This is a genomic window from Streptomyces sp. NPDC059850 (assembly GCF_042731515.1).
Lineage (GTDB): Bacteria > Actinomycetota > Actinomycetes > Streptomycetales > Streptomycetaceae > Streptomyces.
In genome coordinates this window covers 118,452-134,993 of record NZ_JBHWJI010000021.1, presented here as the reverse complement: position 1 = coordinate 134,993, position 16,542 = coordinate 118,452, and the positions used below count along the sequence as shown (strand labels likewise).

Annotated in this window: 14 protein-coding genes; 10 read left to right on the top strand and 4 right to left on the bottom strand. The window is 73.7% G+C overall.

Annotation, left to right across the window (positions count from 1 at the left end):
• Positions 1-8: 8 nt before the first annotated feature.
• A complete protein-coding gene (locus ACFV9T_RS19725; RefSeq protein ID WP_385441936.1) occupies positions 9-1,391 on the top strand; it encodes an NAD(P)/FAD-dependent oxidoreductase in 1,383 nt (460 codons plus the stop codon).
• Positions 1,392-1,488: 97 nt separating this feature from the next.
• Complete coding sequence (locus ACFV9T_RS19720; protein ID WP_385441934.1) at positions 1,489-3,090, top strand: PucR family transcriptional regulator; 1,602 nt, start codon at positions 1,489-1,491, stop codon at positions 3,088-3,090.
• 6 nt (positions 3,091-3,096) lie between these two features.
• Here the strand turns inward: ACFV9T_RS19720 and ACFV9T_RS19715 are convergent, their stop codons facing one another.
• Positions 3,097-4,062, bottom strand: a complete 966-nt coding sequence (locus ACFV9T_RS19715; protein ID WP_385441931.1) for a D-2-hydroxyacid dehydrogenase family protein — start codon at positions 4,060-4,062, stop codon at positions 3,097-3,099.
• Positions 4,063-4,135: 73 nt separating this feature from the next.
• Here ACFV9T_RS19715 and ACFV9T_RS19710 point away from each other — a divergent pair, with 73 nt between their 5' ends.
• The gene (locus ACFV9T_RS19710) at positions 4,136-5,155 is read left to right on the top strand and encodes a ketopantoate reductase family protein (RefSeq protein ID WP_385441929.1); all 1,020 of its coding nucleotides are present in this window, start codon (positions 4,136-4,138) and stop codon (positions 5,153-5,155) included.
• Between the two features lie 269 nt (positions 5,156-5,424).
• Positions 5,425-6,240, top strand: coding sequence for a prephenate dehydrogenase (locus ACFV9T_RS19705; protein ID WP_385441928.1), 816 nt, complete (start codon positions 5,425-5,427; stop codon positions 6,238-6,240).
• Between the two features lie 153 nt (positions 6,241-6,393).
• On the opposite strand, the gene ACFV9T_RS19700 is transcribed toward ACFV9T_RS19705, so the two are convergent.
• Complete coding sequence (locus ACFV9T_RS19700; protein WP_385441992.1) at positions 6,394-7,542, bottom strand: galactosyldiacylglycerol synthase; 1,149 nt, start codon at positions 7,540-7,542, stop codon at positions 6,394-6,396.
• 133 nt (positions 7,543-7,675) lie between these two features.
• Here ACFV9T_RS19700 and ACFV9T_RS19695 point away from each other — a divergent pair, with 133 nt between their 5' ends.
• The 3 genes from ACFV9T_RS19695 to ACFV9T_RS19685 are packed head-to-tail and all read left to right on the top strand — an operon-like array spanning position 7,676 to position 10,219.
• Complete coding sequence (locus tag ACFV9T_RS19695) at positions 7,676-8,509, top strand: SDR family NAD(P)-dependent oxidoreductase (protein ID WP_385441925.1); 834 nt, start codon at positions 7,676-7,678, stop codon at positions 8,507-8,509.
• A 7-nt stretch (positions 8,510-8,516) separates the two neighbouring features.
• Positions 8,517-9,458 carry a DMT family transporter gene (locus tag ACFV9T_RS19690; protein ID WP_385441924.1) on the top strand — a complete coding sequence of 314 codons (942 nt, stop codon included), beginning with the start codon at positions 8,517-8,519 and terminating at the stop codon, positions 9,456-9,458.
• A complete protein-coding gene (locus tag ACFV9T_RS19685; protein ID WP_385441922.1) occupies positions 9,455-10,219 on the top strand; it encodes a polysaccharide deacetylase family protein in 765 nt (254 codons plus the stop codon). The genes ACFV9T_RS19690 and ACFV9T_RS19685 overlap by 4 nt, the downstream gene beginning before the upstream one ends.
• Positions 10,220-10,227: 8 nt before the next feature.
• Here ACFV9T_RS19685 and ACFV9T_RS19680 read toward each other — a convergent pair whose 3' ends face one another.
• Complete coding sequence (locus tag ACFV9T_RS19680; protein WP_385441921.1) at positions 10,228-11,178, bottom strand: anti-sigma factor RsbA family regulatory protein; 951 nt, start codon at positions 11,176-11,178, stop codon at positions 10,228-10,230.
• A gap of 187 nt (positions 11,179-11,365) precedes the next feature.
• Here ACFV9T_RS19680 and ACFV9T_RS19675 point away from each other — a divergent pair, with 187 nt between their 5' ends.
• From ACFV9T_RS19675 to ACFV9T_RS19665, 3 genes are all read left to right on the top strand, one after another.
• Complete coding sequence (locus ACFV9T_RS19675) at positions 11,366-12,244, top strand: alpha/beta fold hydrolase (protein WP_385441919.1); 879 nt, start codon at positions 11,366-11,368, stop codon at positions 12,242-12,244.
• Positions 12,245-12,379: 135 nt separating this feature from the next.
• Positions 12,380-12,706 (top strand): hypothetical protein, encoded by a 327-nt coding sequence (locus tag ACFV9T_RS19670; protein WP_385441916.1) that lies wholly within the window; start codon positions 12,380-12,382, stop codon positions 12,704-12,706.
• Between the two features lie 53 nt (positions 12,707-12,759).
• Positions 12,760-13,596 carry an SAM-dependent methyltransferase gene (locus ACFV9T_RS19665; protein WP_385441914.1) on the top strand — a complete coding sequence of 279 codons (837 nt, stop codon included), beginning with the start codon at positions 12,760-12,762 and terminating at the stop codon, positions 13,594-13,596.
• 41 nt (positions 13,597-13,637) lie between these two features.
• Here ACFV9T_RS19665 and ACFV9T_RS19660 read toward each other — a convergent pair whose 3' ends face one another.
• Positions 13,638-16,463: a BTAD domain-containing putative transcriptional regulator gene (locus tag ACFV9T_RS19660; RefSeq protein ID WP_385441911.1), complete on the bottom strand. Its 2,826-nt coding sequence runs from the start codon at positions 16,461-16,463 to the stop codon at positions 13,638-13,640.
• Positions 16,464-16,542 lie beyond the last annotated feature (79 nt).

Sequence of the window (16,542 nt, the reverse complement as noted above, 5' to 3'; positions counted from 1 at the left end):
AGGACCCCATGTCCGCCACCACGGCACCGGTCAACGGGCGCGTCGCCCACTGGTTCGCCGAACTGCCCGCCCCCCGCCCGGCGCTGCCCGGCGACCGCGACGCCGATGTGTGCGTCGTCGGCGCCGGAATGACCGGCCTGTGGACCGCCTACTACCTCAAGCAGGCCGACCCGTCCCTGCGTATCACGGTCCTCGAAGCCGAGTTCGCGGGCTTCGGAGCCTCCGGCCGCAACGGCGGCTGGGCCTCCGGACTGATCCCCGGCGCCCGCGATCGGCTGGCCCGCATGTACGGCCGCGACGCCGTCCTCGACTGGCAGCGGGCCATGAACGAGGCCGTGGACGAGATCATCGCCGTCGCCGCCCGCGAGAACATCGACGCGGACATCGTCAAGGGCGGCACCCTGCGGGTCGCCCGCACCCCCGCCCAGGCCACCCGCCTGCGGCACAAGGTCGAGCAGGACCACGAGTGGGGCGTGCCGGAGTCCGTCCTGCTCACCCCCGCCGAGTCCGACCGGCACATCGCCATCGACGGGGTGACCGCGGGCGCGTACACCCCGCACTGCGCCCGGCTCCAGCCCGCCGCCCTGGTCCGAGGGCTCGCCGAGACGGTGGAACGCCTCGGCGTCACCATCTACGAGAAGTCACCCGTCACCGCCATCGAGCCGGGCCGCGCGCTCACCGCACACGGCACGGTCCGCGCCCCCGTGGTGCTCCGCGCGACCGAGGGGTTCACCTCGTCCCTCAAGGGGCTGCGGCGCGCCTGGCTCCCGATGAACAGCTCGATGATCGTCACCGAGCCGCTGCCCGCGGACGTGTGGAAGGAAATCGGCTGGGAGGGCCGGGAAACCCTCGGCGACACCGCACACGGCCATATGTACGCCCAGCGCACCCCGGACGACCGGATCGCCATCGGCGGGCGCGGTGTGCCGTACCGCTTCGGCTCCCGCACCGACGACTCGGGCCGGGTCAGCGACCGTACGATCGGCCAGCTCACCCAGACCCTCCAGCGCATGCTGCCGCAGACCACCGGCGTCCGGGTCGACCACGCCTGGTGCGGTGTCCTCGCCGTGCCCCGCGACTGGTCGGCCACCGTCGGCCTGAACCGGGCCACCGGCACCGGCTGGGCCGGAGGCTACGTCGGCCACGGGGTCACCTCCACCAACCTGGCCGCCCGCACCCTCACCGACCTGGTGCTGAAGCGGGACACCCGGCTGACCCGGCTGCCGTGGACCGGGCACCGCCCGGGCACCTGGGAGCCGGAGCCGTTCCGCTGGCTCGGGGTGCGCGGACTGTACGTCGCCTACCGGCTCGCGGACCGGCACGAGGCGGGCGGCCGTACCCGTACCTCGCCCATCGCCACCGTCGCCGACCTCATTGCCCGGCGACCCTGAGATCCTGGAGTCCCGGCGCCCCGCCTCCCCGCGCGCCGCCGGGACTCCAGAGATCCGCCCGCCCCGGCGGGCACCGTGCAGGGAGGAAGCGGGCCGGATGGCATTGCTCACCGTCGCCGACGTACTGCGGCTGCCCGTGATCGCCGCGGGACTGCCCCGGGTCATGGCCGGGGAGGACCGGCTGAACCGTCCCGTCCGCTGGGTCCACGTCACCGAACTGCTGGACCCGGCGTCGTTCCTGGAGGGCGGCGAACTCGTCCTCACCACCGGCATGCCCCAGCCCAACGACCCCACCCGGCTGCGCGGCTACGCCGACCAGCTCGCCGACGTCGGCGCGGCCGGTCTGGTCGTGGAGCTGGGCCGCCGGTACCAGCAGGTGCCGCCGGACCTGGTGGCCGCCTGCCGGGCCCGGGACCTCCCGCTGATCGTGCTCTCCCACGGCATCCGGTTCATCGAGGTCACCCAGACCGTCCACGCCCTGATCCTGGACGCCCAGGGCGAGCTGCTGCGCCGCTCCCACCAGGTCCATGAACTCTTCACCGACCTGACGCTGCGCGGCGCCCGCCCGGAGGAGCTGGTCCAGGTCGCGGCCGACCTGATGGGACGGTCGGTGGTGCTGGAGAACCTGGTGCACCACGCCATGATCGTCTGTACGGCGGGCCGCCCCGGCGGCACGATCCTGGAGGCCTGGCAGCGCCGCTCCCGCGCCGCGCCGACCCCCGACCACGCGGCGCCCAGCGGGCCGGAAGGCTGGCTGGTGGCCCCCGTCGAACACGACGGGCAGCGCTGGGGGCGTCTCGTCGCGCTGCCCGACCAGACCGGCCCGGCCTCCGGCCCCGAGCACACCCTGACCCTGCGGCGCGCCGCGACCGCCCTCACCCTGGCCCGGATGACCGGCCACACCCAGTGGGACCGGCAGGCCCGCGCGTCCGCCCTGCTGGAGCTGCGGCACGGAAGCCACCTCAGCCGCACCGAGTCCCGCATCCGGATCGAGGCCCTCGGGCTGCCGACCGTCGGCCACCTCTTCATCGCCCTGGCCATCGGCCACCGGCCCGACGCCGCCGACCGGGCCGACTTGGACAGCCACCTCGGCGAGGACCTGCGCGGTGCCGGAATCCACGCACTGGTCGGCAGGCTCTCCCCGGACCGCACCGGCGTCCTGCTCACCCTGCCGCTCGCCGCCGCGTGGCAGCCCGTCGTGGAGCGCATCGGCCGGGTCGCCGAGGAAACCCTCGGAACGCTCGGCGAGGAGGCCGTCCTCGCGGTCGGCCCCGGCGTGACCGCCCTCGACCAGGTGGCGCGGTCGTTCACCCAGGCCGAGGAGGTCGCAAACGCCATCGGCCCCGGCACACCCCGGCGGCCGTTCCACGTGTCAGCGGACCTCGGGCTGCCGGAACTGCTCTACACCCTGCGGGACGACGTCCGCGTCCAGAACTACGTGGAACGGCAGCTGGGCAGGCTGATGCAGCACGACGAGCGGCACGGCGGCGACCTGCTGGCCATCCTGCGCCAGTACCTCGACGCCGCGGGCAACAAGTCCGTCGCCGCCAAACAGGCCGGACTGTCCCGGCAGGCCTTCTACCAGCGCCTGCACACCATCGAGCGGCTGGTCGGCGGCAGCCTGGAGTCCGGCGCCCAGCGGTCGCGGCTCCATGTCGCCGTCATGGCCCTGGACACGCTGGGCCCTGGCTCCGGCTGAGGCGGCTCATGGAGCGGTGAGGACACGGACCGGCTCGCCCGCGAGATACGCGCGGATGTCCTCCACCGCGTCGCGGAAGTAGCCCTCGTAGTTGCCCCGGGTCACATAGCCCAGATGCGGGGTGCCGAGCAGATTCGGCAGCGTACGGAACGGATGCTCCGGACCCAGCGGCTCCTCCTCGAACACATCGACCCCCGCGCCCGCGATCCAGCCGCCCCGCAGGGCGTCCGCGAGGGCCGCCTGGTCCACGATGGCCGCGCGGGAGGTGTTCACGAGGTACGCCGTGGGGCGCATCCGCCGCAGCTCCGGCGCGCCCAGCAGCCCCCGGGTGCGGTCGCTGAGCACCAGATGCACCGAGACCACATCGCTGGTCTCCAGCAACTCCTCCTTGGAGGAAACGAACCGCACGCCCGCCTCCGCCGCCCGCTCGGCCGTCAGATGCTGACTCCAGGCGGCCACGTCCATGCCGAACGCCTGGCCGATCCGCGCCACCTTGGCGCCGATCTTGCCGAGGCCCAGCAGCCCGAGCCGCCGGCCGTGCAGATCCATGCCGACCGTGCTCTGCCACGGCCCGCCGTCCCGCAGCGCCGTGCTCTCCGTGACCAGGTGGCGGGCCAGACCGAGGATCAGCGCCCAGGTCAGCTCGACGGGCGGCTCGGAGGAACTGGCCGTGCCGCACACGGTGACCCCGTGCCGGGCGGCTGCCTCCAGATCGACGGACGCGTTGCGCATCCCGGTGGTGACGAGCAGCCGGAGCCGGGGCAGCCGGGCGAACAGCTCCGCGGGGAACGGGGTCCGTTCCCGCATGATGACCACGATCTCGCAGTCCCCGATCGCCTCGACGAGGGCGTCCCGGTCGGTGAAGTGGCGCCGGTGCGACACCACGTCCACCGCGTCGCGCACCCCCGACCAGTCGGCCGAGGACAGGGCCACGTCCTGGAAGTCGTCGAGCACGGCACAGCGCAGTTTCATGGTTCCACCTCGGGCTCTTCCAACAGGTCCGTGCAGGTACGTTGTTTCTACCACTCACGGGGAAGGGGGCCCGGTGCGCTACATCATCATCGGAGCGGGGGCGGTCGGCGGCACGATCGGCGCCCGGCTCCATCTCGCCGGTCACGACGTGGTCCTGGTGGCACGCGGGGCGCACTACGAGGCGCTGCGCGACCGCGGACTGCGCTTCACCGCACCCGGGACCACCCATGAGGTCCCGGCACCCGCCGTCACGGGACCCGACGGCATCGAACTGGGCCCCGGCGATGTGCTCGTCCTCGCCGTGAAGACCCAGGACAGCGCGGCGGCGCTGGACGCCTGGGCGCCGCGCCCGGTCACCGGCGGCGGCACCGCGGGGGAGCGGCTGCCGCTGCTCTGCGCCCAGAACGGCGTGGAGAACGAGCGGTTGGCGCTGCGCCGCTTCCGCCGGGTCTACGGCGTCTGCGTCTGGCTGCCCTCGACGTACCTGGAGCCGGGGGCGGTCGCCGCGCCGTGCGCCCCGTACACCGGCGTCCTCAGCCTGGGCCGCTATCCGTCGGGGGAGGACGACACCATCCGGCGGGTGTCCGCGGACCTGGCGGAGTCCGTGTTCCTCGCGCCGGTCGTACCGGACGTGATGCGTTGGAAGTACGCCAAGCTCATCAACAACCTGGCCAACGCCGTCGAGGCGATCTGCGGACCGCTCACCGGGGACGAGGCCCAGGCGCTGGCCGCGCGGGCGAAGGCGGAGGGAGCCGCGGTCCTCGACGCCGCGGGCATCGCCCACGCCGACGCCGCCGAACAGGCCGCGCTCCGCTCCGGAAAGGTGGAGATGAGCCCGGCCGACGGTGTGGAGCGCGGTGGCGGCTCCTCGTGGCAGAGCCTCACCCGGGGGACCGGCACCATCGAGGCGGACTACCTCAACGGGGAGATCGTGCTGCTCGGACGCGAACACGGCATCCCGGCCCCGGTCAACGAGACGCTGGGACGCATCGCGGGCAACTGCGCCCGGGAGCGCCGCGCACCGGGCAGCATGACCCCAGGGCAGCTCACCACGCTCGTCGACGCGGCGGTTTCTCCCTCAACACCCCGGTGACGAAAGCCCGCTGAGGTGGCATGGGGGCGCGCGGTGTTTTTCGCGCCTGATGCGTCGTCATCATGACGCGCGCCACCACTCCTGAGGATGACACGGATGGTCTGACGAGGGGGTTCGTGCCACGTGACTTCATGGAAAGTTGGCTGCTCCGTAGCCGTCAAGGCGGTCCCGGTTGTTTTGCGTGGTGGCACACAGGGCACCGCACACATCTAACAGCAGGCATAATCGCAGCAACGATGGGCGCAGACGCCCAGAAAGGGGACGAAGTGATGGTGAACGCGCTGAGTGCCGACAACAGTGTGGGCTCGACGATCGAGGCACTGAAGGCAGAGCTTCCGCAACTGGAGAAGCAACAGGAGGCCCTCAAGGGTGATTTGGACGCCGTCACGCAGCGGTTGGAGGTGGTCAGCACCGCTCTGAGCAGCCTTCAGGCCCTGTCGGGAGCCACCTCGCTCCCGCAGGCGGGCAACGGTGACATCGCGCAGGCGAAGCCGGTGTCCAAGGACACCGCCACCACCACGGAGGCGGCCGCCGAGGGCGACCCGAAGCTGGCCGCCGAGGCGGCTCCGGCGACCCGGACCCCCGCCGCCACGCGCAAGGCCGCCATCGGCCGTCAGCGCAGCAAGGCCGCCAAGTCCACCACCGGCGGCCGGGCCGCGAAGACGGCCACCAAGGCCGCGGGCAAGAAGACCGCGGCGAAGAAGCCCGCCAAGAAGGCGGCGGCCAAGGACACCGCCACCGCCAAGCCCGTGGCCAAGGCCACCGCCAAGGCCACCACCAAGGCGGTCAAGGCCACCGAGAAGAGCGCCCCGGCGAGCGAGAAGGCCACGGCCAAGGCCACCGAGAAGACGGCCAAGGCGGCGGGCACCTCCTCCGAGCGCTCCACCGGGCTCGCCGAGTCGGTGCTCGGTGCGCTGAAGAAGGCGGGCCGTCCGATGCGCGCGTCCGAGGTCAACGACGCGCTGGGCCGCGACGAGACGCGTACCAACGTGAACTCGGTGCGCAACACGCTGGAGCGGTTGCGCACGACGGACCGCGCCAAGCGCTCCGGGCGTGGCCTGTACGAGGCCGCGGCCACCAGCTGACCGCCGCTCTCCCGTCAGTGCGCCGCCACCTCAGCGGTAGCGGGGGCGGAAGTGGCGTTTGGGGAGGGTGGACCCGGATGTGTCGGCGGCCATGTGCGCGCCGAAACTGCGGTCCACCCACTCCGGTCCATCAACTCCTGTCCGGCCACTCCTTCAGTGGGATTCGCTCACGGACACGATGTCGGCCAGCCGGGCGGCGACATCGGCGGGGTCGGTGGCGAACAGCCGTCGCCCCGCGGCGATACGGCGTTCGCGCAGCGCGGACGCCGCGGTGAGCGCGTCGAGCAGGCGCAGCAGTTCCCATGAGTCCGTCGCGTGGTCCGTCAAACCGAGGGCGGCCATCCGGCGGACCCCTTCGCGCCCATGGCCCGGGATGGGGCGGTAGCCCACCACCGGGACTCCGGTGGCCAGTGCTTCCAGCGCGGTCTGTCCGGCCGCGTTGTCCACCAGCGCCCGTGTGGCGCCCAGCAGTCCGGGCAGATCCGGTTCCCAGCCGAGAGCCACCACCTGCGGCCACCGGGACAGCCGGTGGCGCAGCCGTTCGTCCCGGCCGCACAGCGCCACCGGCAGATAGCCCGCGGCGGACAGCAGCCGCGCGGTGTCCGCCAGCCGTGTACCGGCCCCCCAGGCCCCGGCGGACAGGACCACCGGCGGCCGCCCGGGGGCGTGCAGCTCGAAGCGGCGCCGCCAGCCCGCCGCCCCGGGCGCCGGGCCGAGGAAACGCCCCGCCACCAGCGGGCCCGTGGCCACCGCGGGTCGGCCGAGGGCCCGCCGTACCCGTTCGGCGGCCTCCTCCGTGACACACAGGTGCAGATCGTTGCCCGGGTGCAGCCACTGGCGGTGCACCGCGAAGTCGGTGACCACGACCGCGCTCGGCACGGTCAGCGCCCCGCGCGCCCGCAGACGGCCGGTGAGCTGGGCGGCGAGGTGGAAGACAGGCACCACCGCGTCCGGCCGCAGCCGCCCGGCCAGCGCCAGCAACCGGTCCTCGGCGAGCGCCGCCAGCGGCGCGGTGCCGGGCCGTGGCCCGCCGCCGTGGTCGTGGTCGGGCCCGGGGTCTGGGCCGGACTGGAAGAACGCCCGGTAGATGCCCGCGTAGACCGCCGGGGCCCGGCGGACCGCCGCCCGGTAGAAGACGCGCAGCCCCGGGCCGATCCCGGCGGGCAGCAACTCCAGCACATCCACCCGGTCCGCCCGGTGCCCCGCGCGCTCCAGTCTGCGCGCCAGCTCCCCGGCCACCGCGTCATGACCGGCTCCCATGCTGGCGCTCACCACGAGAAAACGCTGCGACGGCAGGTGCATCATCACCTCCGATGGTGCGAGGCGCGGCCGCTCATGGCTCACTGGAGGTATCCGCTCCGCGTGCCGTCAAACCGCGCGCTCGACGGCCGGTGGGTGCTCATGCCGCCGGTCGGCAGCGAGACAGGAAGGTGCCATGGCCCGCCCTCTGCCGGACGCACAGCCTCAAGCCGGAGCCGCGCGTGACCCGGCCGGGTCCACCGCCACCGGGGCCGCCCCCGCCCAACCCGGGGTCGCGCTGGTGACCGGCGCGTCCTCGGGGATCGGCGCCGCCGTCGCGCACCGCTTCGCGGCGGGCGGCGGATGGCGGCTGCTGGTCAGCGGCCGCCACCGGGAACGGCTCGACCGGGTGGCCGCGCACACCTCGGCCGTCGCCCTGCCCGCCGATCTGGCCACTCCCGAGGGCGGCCGCGACCTGGTCGAGGCCGCCTTCCGTACTGCCGGGCGGGTGGATCTGCTCGTCGCGGGGGCGGGCATCGGCTGGGCCGGTCCCTTCAGCGCGATGCCGCCCGCCGCCATCGACCGGGTGGTGGGCGTCGACCTGCTCGCCACCATGCGGCTCGTACGGCTGGTCCTGCCGCACATGCTGGCCGAGCGGCGTGGCCACATCGTGCTCATCGGATCGGTCGCGGGCAGCCTGGGGGTGCGCGGTGAGGCGGTGTACTCCGCGGCCAAGGCGGCGCTCGGCGTCTTCGCCGACGCCCTGCGCGACGAGCTGCGCCGGGGCGGCGTACGCGTCACCCATGTGGTCCCCGGCGTGGTGGACACCCCGTTCTTCGCCCGCCGAGGCGTCCCGTACACCCGCCGGATGCCGCGCCCGCTGCCGCCCGAGCGGGTCGCCGATGCCGTGTGGGACGCCGTCGCGCGCGGCCGGGACGAGGTGTACGTACCGGCCTGGCTGCGGCTGCCCGTGCTGGTGCGCGGCGCGGCCCCGGGGCTGTACCACCGGCTGGCAGCCCGCTTCGGGTGAGGGTGACATGGGCGCCCTGACCGTCCTCCTCGCGCTGCTGTCCGCCCTGGGCAACGGCGCGGCGTCCGTACTGCAGCGGCGCGCCGCGATGGACCAGGAGCGGGAGGTTCCGGCGGCCGGTGGCGGGCCGGGGCAGGCGCTGCGGCATCTGGCGCGGCTGCTGCGGCGCCCGTACTGGCTGGCCGGGGGCGCGGCGATGGTGGTCTCGGCGGTGGCCCAGGTGGGGGCGCTGGCGGTCGGGCGGCTCTCCGTCGTACAGCCGCTGCTGGTCAGCGAGCTGCTGTTCACCCTGGTGGTGGGGAGTCTGGTGTTCCACCGGTGGCCGGGCGGCCGGACCTGGCTCGCGTTCGTGATGCTCGCCGCCGGGCTCGCGCTCTTCCTCGTCGCGGCCGATCCCTCGCACGGCCGGGACACGGCCCGGAACGGGCTCTGGCTGCCCGCCGGGGTGGTGCTGGTGCTCGTCGTGGGCGCCCTGGCCCTGGTGGCGCGGGCGCTGCGGGGCGCGGCGCGGGCGGCGGCGCTCGGCTGCGCGACCGCGGTCGGCTTCGCGTGCACGGCGGCCCTCATCAAGGAGTTCACCGGCCGCTTCGGCGGGGGAGTGGCCGCCGTGTTCACGAGCTGGCCGCTGTACGCGGTGTGCCTGGTGGGGCTGGGCAGCTTTCTGCTGCTCCAGAGCACCCTGCGCGCGGGCACGCTGGCCGCCTCTCAGCCCGCGCTGACCCTCGGGGACGCGCTGGTGAGCATCGCCCTGGGCTGGGTGCTGTTCGGTGAACGCGTCGAACTGGGGCTGCGGCTGCTGCCCGAGGCCGTCGGCATCGCCCTGATGGCGGCCGGGATCGTCGGCCTCACCCGGTCGCCCGCCATGGCCGAGGGGTGGGACGCGGACACCTCGGGCACGGCGGTGGGGCCGACGGTACGGCGCGTCCCGGACGGCGGGAGCCCGTCATGACCGCCGGGCGCGCGCGGGCGGCGGCCCGGACCGGTGCGCTGGCCCGGAACGCGGCGGTGCTGGCCGCGGCCGCGCATCTGGTCCCGGCGGGCACCTGGCTGCCGGGTGCCCGGCGGCTCCTGTTCCCCGCGCTGGCCGGGCGGGGCCGGTCCAACCACATCGCCCTCACCTTCGACGACGGCCCCGACCCCCACTCCACCCCGCGCTTCCTGGACGCCCTGGACGAGCTGGCGGTGAGCGCCACGTTCTTCGTCCTGGGCGAGAGCGTGCTGCGCTACCCCCGCACCACCCGCGAGATCGCGCTCCGCGGCCATGAACTCGCCGTCCACGGCTGGACCCACAGCCGCCCCTGGCTGCCGAGGCCGGTCCGGGACGTCACGGAGGTCGCGTCCGCCGCCCGGGCGGTGCGGCTGGCCACCGGAGCCGAACCGCTGTGGTACCGGCCCCCGTACGGCGTCCTGACCGGTGGCCGCTGGCTCGCGGCCGTACGCGCCGGGCTGCGGCCCATCCTGTGGTCGGCCTGGGGGCGGGACTGGTCCCCGAACGCCACCCCGGCCTCGGTGCTCGCCACCCTGCGCGGCGGCCTCCAGGGCGGCGCCACGGTCCTGCTGCACGACACCGACCGGGCGGGCTCCCTCGGCTGCTGGCGCGTCACCCTGGCCGCCCTGCCGCACCTGGTCACCGCGTGCCGTGCGGCAGGCCTCGAGGTGGGTCCACTGGCCGACCACGGAGTGCCGGAACTCCCGGCATCAGGAAGGTGAATCGCTGGTCACAGCCCGGTCCGCAGCCTGATCAGAGTGCCGTCCGCGTCCGCCTGCATCTGGACGACGTCGCACAGCATCCGCACGCCCCACAGCCCGAACCCGGTCTCCGACCCCTCCGGCGGGGTGAAACCCCACAGGGCGTCCGGGTACCAGTGGCCGGGCCCGGCGATCTCGCAGACCAGATCGCCGTCCTCGGTCCACACCCGCAGCTCCGCCGGTGCGCTGCCGTGGCGCAGGGCGGTGTTCGCCACCTCGGCGACGGCGGCGACCATGTTGCGCAGGGCCTCCAGGCCCATGCCGTGGCGACCGCCCCGCTCGGCGATGAAGATCCGTACGGCGTCCAGGTCGGCCCCCTCGACCGGCAGCCGGTCGGCCGTCCGAGGGGTGGCCGGCAGCGCACGGCGGTCGCAGGTGGCGCTGAACGGGCCGGGGGCCAGGTAGTCCAGGCTCTCCTCGGGCCCCTGACCGTCGATGATCTCGGGGTGGGTCCGGCGCGCGTACGTCAGGATCTCGGGGTGCAGCACACGGCGGTCGTAACAGCAGATGGCGCGGGCACCGGAGTGGGCGAACGCCGCGTTCACGATCGACTCGTAGCGCGCCCACTCCACCACCTCCAGCGGAGTGCGCCCCTGCCACACCGGCTCGGCTATCACCCGGACCCGGCGCGGTGACTCGGCCTTCACGAAGGAGTCGTACGCGGCGATGGTCTTCACCGGGTGCTGGTACCAGCTGAGCGCGTCCTCGAACTGCACCGCCGGGGCGTCCTGTCCGAGGGCGTCCCGCAGCGCCGCGATGTTCGACTTGGCCGCGACCACCGCCACCGCGTCGTCGGCCTCCAGGCCCGCGCGCAGGAAGGGCACGCAGACATCGATCACTTCCCCCTCGTCGCGGTAGAGGAACCCGCGGTGCTCCATGGCCTCATGGTGGTCCGCGACGGGGCTGCTCGGGCTGATCATGGGGGCCTCCCTCGGGCCGGGCGGACGGTCAGGCGGAGGTGCCCGACCCCGGTCTGGTGGATCCGGACGGCACAGCGCGCAGTCTGCCACCCTCCCGGCCACCGCGCAGCCGGATCATCGGGTGGTGCGGAATTCCCCCGTTGGCGTGCGTGGACGTGTTCCTGACGGTGAATTAGCATCGCTGAGCGTGACAGAGGTCAAGAGCATTACCGCGAATGGACTCGAGTTCGGCTATCTCGAAGCGGGCCCGGCGGACGCCCCGCTGGCGCTCTGCCTGCATGGCTTCCCCGACACCGCGTACTCCTGGCGCCACCTGCTGCCCGCCCTGGCGGACGCGGGCTACCACGCCGTCGCCCCCTTCCTGCGGGGGTACGCACCCACCGGCATACCCGACGACGGCGCCTACCAGGCGGGCGCCATCGCCTCCGACGCCAACGCCCTGCACGAGGCCTTCGGCGCCGACGGCGACGCGGTGCTCATCGGCCACGACTGGGGTGCCATCGCCGCCTACGGCGCCACCGCCCACGCCCCCGAGCGCTGGCGGCGCGCCGTGACGATGTCCGTGCCCCCGCTGGGCGGCGTGCTGGCCGACTTCTTCGGCTACGACTACGGCCAGTTCAAGCGCTCCTTCTACATCTTCCTGTTCCAGACCCCGCTGGCCGAAGCGGCCGCCGCGGCCCATGACATGGCGCTCATCGACGGCCTGTGGCGCGACTGGTCGCCCGGTTACGACGACTCCGCGCAGGACATCGCGCACGTCAAGGAGAGCCTGAAGGACCCGGCCCACCTCGCCGCCGCGATCGGCTACTACAAGGCCCTGTTCGACCCGACCCGCCACGTGCCGGCCTACGCGGCGGAGCAGGCGGCGATCACCGCCACCGGTGAGCGGCCGATCCTCTTCCTGCACGGCAGCGACGACGGCTGCATCGGCTCCGATGTGATCCACAGCGCCAAGGACCACCTCCCGGCGGGCTCCCGGATCGAACTCGTCGACGGCGCTGGCCACTTCCTGCACCTGGAGCAGCCCGAGCGGATCAACCGCGAGGTGCTGTCCTGGCTCGCGTAGCAGTGACCGGCCGCCGCGTTGGGTATAGCGCGGTCGCATCCCGGTCTACCGCCGCTATACCGCCGGTAATCCGCCCTCTCCGATGCTGGACGCATCGCCAAGCCCCGCCGGTAGAGACGCGTCTGGAGAGGGCCCGTGAACGTCGACCAGCAGCAGCAACCGCACCGCACCGAGGACGAAGCCCTCTACGCCTGGAGCACCTATCAGGTGTCCGGCGGGGTGGAGGGCTCCGGCCCGAGCGGCACCTGCCGTGCGGAGCGGACCGCGCGCGCCTGCCTCGAAGCGGCGCTGCAGGCCGCGGTGGTCCACTCCCACGCGTACTCCTGGGGACAGCTCAGCCGGGTGTCCGCCGACGTCGACCTGCCGTTCCACCTCTGGTCCCGGGCCCCGGTCGCCTGGGCCGAACCGGGACCCAGCGACACGGTCACCTGGCGTCCCGGTCCGGCACCGCATCCGCGGTGACGGACCCGGCGAGCGGGAGAGGCGACGCGGTTTTGAGGTCAGGGGATTCTCGGATGAACAGCAGCGGGCCCGGCATCGGGCTCACCACGGTGGACTGGCGCTCGGCCGACCACGGCCGCCATCCCGGCCACCGGGCGAACCCGGCCCGGGTGTACAACTACCTCGTCGGCGGCAAGGACAACTACCTCGCCGACTACGAACAGGCCCAGCGGTTCCTGCGGATCGCGCCGGAGATCCGGGACACCGCCCTGTCCAACCGCCGCTTCGTGCAGCGGGCGATGGCCGTACTGGCCGACGCCGGGATCAGCCAGTTCCTGGACATCGGCTCGGGCCTGCCCACCACCCCGAACGTGCACGAGATCGCACAGGCGGCCAATCCCCGGTCCCGCGTGGTCTACGTCGACAACGACCCGATCGTGGCCAGCCACGGCCAGGCCCGGCTGACGGTCCCCGGCACCACGATGATCAGTGGCGATCTGTGCGAGCCCGAGAAGATCCTGGCCCATGACGAGGTGCGCCGGCTGCTCGACCCGGGGCAGCCGGTGGGCATCGTGCTCACCTTCATCCTCGACTACCTCGACGACAAGGACGATCCGTACGGCATCGTCGCCCGGCTCATGGACTGGGCCGCCCCCGGCAGCTGTCTGATCCTGTCCCATGTCACCGGCGACTTCACCGACGAGACCCCCGACGACCGGGACTGGGCTCCGCTCAGCGTCAGCCCGGTGACCGCGGCCCCGCGCGACTACGCCGGAATCATGGGCTTCTTCCACGGTCTTGAGCTGCTCGACCCGGGGCTGGTGCAGGTGGCCGCCTGGCGTCCGGGCATCGGTGCCGAACACGACCCGAGCCGGGTGTGGGCGTACGGCGGGGTGGCGCGCAAGCCGTAGCGCCGCAGCGCTCCCGTGCCGCGGTGACGAAGCCCCCGCCCTCAGTGCGGGCCGGGGCCCATCTGCAGCGTCATACAGGCGGGGAAGAGCCCGCTCCAGGTGTGCCCGCGCCAGCTCTCGTACGTACCCGGCCGCTGCCACACCGGCAGCGCCTCGTCCAGATGCGCCCGGCCCTCGGGGAACTTGCCCTGCTCCATGTACGTGATGCCGATCTCGTACATCGCGAAGCCCTGGTGGTGGACGTCGCCGGTCCGCCGGGCGTGCTCCAGGCTCTCCTTGAAACACGTCAGGGCGTCCTCGGAGTGGCCGAGGCCGCGGTGGGCGCGGCCCAGGTTGCCCAGGCCGATCACCTCGGCCGCGAGGTCCCCGGTGTCCCGGGCCAGTGCGAGCTGACGCCGCTGCACCGCGATGGCCTCCTCGAACAGCCCCAGTTCGGACAGCGCGTCGGCCAGGTTGCACAGCGACCGCTGCTCGCCCCTCGGATGGCCGATGGCGCGCCAGATCTCCAGCGCCGATTCCAGGGTGGCCCGCATCTCGTCGTAGCTGTGCTGCAGCCAGTGCGCGCCGGAGAGGTGATCCAGCGCCCACGCCTGGCTCTCCAGATCGCCCAGCCGCCGGGCGGCCCCGATCGCCAGCTCGTTGACCGTCTGCAGGTCCTGGGCGTGCGCCCGTGGATACAGGAACCACTGCAGCGCCTGGGCCAGCCGGATGCCGAGCCGGGCGAGCGCGTCGGACTGGGTGACGGCGTGGGCGACGGCGGCCACCAGATTGCCCGCCTCGGCCTTCAGCCACGCCTCCGCCTCCGTGTGGTCCCGCAGCGGGATCACGGTGCCCTCGACCGGATGGCGGGGCCAGGGGCGGCGCGGGTCGAGCAGGGCGACCGCCCGCTGGGTGGTGGCCACGTACGCCGACATCGCCCGCTCCAGCGCCGCGGCGGGCTCGGCCTCGGGCTCCTCCTGCTCGGCCCGTTCCGAGGCGAACAGCCGGAGCAGATCGTGCATGTGGTACCGGACCGAGTCCGGGCTCTCCAGCAGCTGCGCGTCGACCAGCCGCTCCAGCGCGTTCTCGGTGCGGTCGGCCGACTGGTCCAGCAGCGCGGCCGCCACCGGCACGCTCACGTCCTGCCCGGGCACCACGCTCAGCAGCCGGAAGGCGCGTACCGCGTCCGCGTCGTCGGAGCGTCCGCCGAGCCGGAAGGCGTCGTAGCTCACCTCGAAGCTGGTCCGCACGGCCAGGTCGCCGAAGCGCAGCTCGTCCAGCCTGCCTCGGGCGTCGGTCAGTTTGGCCACCAGGGTGCGCAGCGGCCACGCCGGGCGGGCGGCCAGCCGGGCGCCCGCGATCCGCAGCGCCAGCGGCAGACGGCCGCACAGCCGGGTGATCTCCTCGGCCTCCGCGCGCTCGGCCCGCACCCGCTCCACCCCGACGATCCGCTCCAGCAGCGCCACGGCCTGGTCGTGCGGGAGGACGTCCAGATGCAGATGGGTGGCGCCCTCCAGGGTGGTCAGCATCTCGCGGCTGGTGACCAGCGCGGCGCAGTCGGGCCCGGCGGGCAGCAGCGGGCGGACCTGGTCCACGGAGGCGGCGTTGTCGAGGATGACCAGCAGCCGACGGCCCGCCACCAGCGAGCGGAACTGGGCCGACGCCTCGTCCGTATCGCCCGGCACGCTCGACCCGTCCACGCCCAGGGCGCGCAGGAACCGGCCCAGCACTTCGGCCGGTTCGAGGGGTGAGAGCCCGGCGGTGGTGCCGTGCAGATCGACGTAGAGCTGGCCGTCCGGGAACCGCTCGGCGAGCTGGTGCGCGGCGTGGATGGCCAGCGTGGACTTGCCGACGCCGCCGGTGCCGTCGATGGCCGCGATCACCACGGGCCCGCTCTGGTCGCCCGGGTTTCCCCGGCCCTCGTGGTCTCCGTCGTCCCCTTGAGCGCCTTGATCGCCTTGGTCGCTTTGATTGAGGAGCGCCTGGATCACCGCCACCTCGCCATGGCGGCCGGTGAACGCCTGGCTGGCGGGCGGCAGTTGGCGAGGGCCCCGGGCGGCCGCGCGTCGCATGGCCGGGGTGGCGGGCTTCTCCTCCTTGCGGGGAGCCGGGGGCGCCAGCAGGGCGGCGTCGGCGGTGAGGATCTGCTGCTGGAGCCGCTGCACCGGCGGAATCGGCTCCACCCCGAGGTCCTCGGCCAGCAGCCGGTGCAGATCGCGGTAGGCGGCCAGGGCGTCGGCCTGCCGCCCGGAGCGGTAGAGGGCCAGCATCAGACGGCCGCGCAGCCCCTCGCGGTACGGATGCTCGGCGGTCAGCGCCTCCAGCTCGCCCAGGACGTCGGTGTGCCGCCCGCAGCGCAGATCGGCGTCGATACGGGCGTCCACGGCCTGCAGCCGGAGTTCCCCGAGCCGGGTGGTCTCCGCCTCCACGGACGGGGTGGCGGGCACGTCCGTGTACGGCGTGCCCCGCCACATCACCAGCGCCTCGCGCAGCCGCTCGGCCGCGTCCTCGGGGGACTCGGCGTCCCGGTCCAGTCCGCGCCGCCCCTCCTCGACCAGCTGCTCGAACCGGTGCGCGTCGAAGTCGGCCGCCTCGACGGCCAGTCGGTAGCCGTGTGCTTTGTAGCCCTGCTTGTCGGTGATCAGGGCCTGACCGGAGGCGTCACCGAGGCTCTGCCGGAGCCGCGAGACATACGTCTGCAGCAACTTGGCCGCGCTCTGCGGTGCCTGGCCCTCGCCCCACAGCTCGTCCAGGAGCCGTTCGGCCGGGACGGTCCGGTTGGCGTGGCACAGCAGCACCGCGAGCAGCATCCGCCACTTCGCCGGGCCGAGGGTCGTCCATCGCTCCCCGTCCCACAGCTCAAGTGCCCCAAGGACCCGGTATCGCACCCGTAACCTCCGAGGCCCCCTGCCACAGCCCGGCCTCTGTCTCGTCGGCCCGTGCGGACCGTTCGGCCCGTGCGGACCG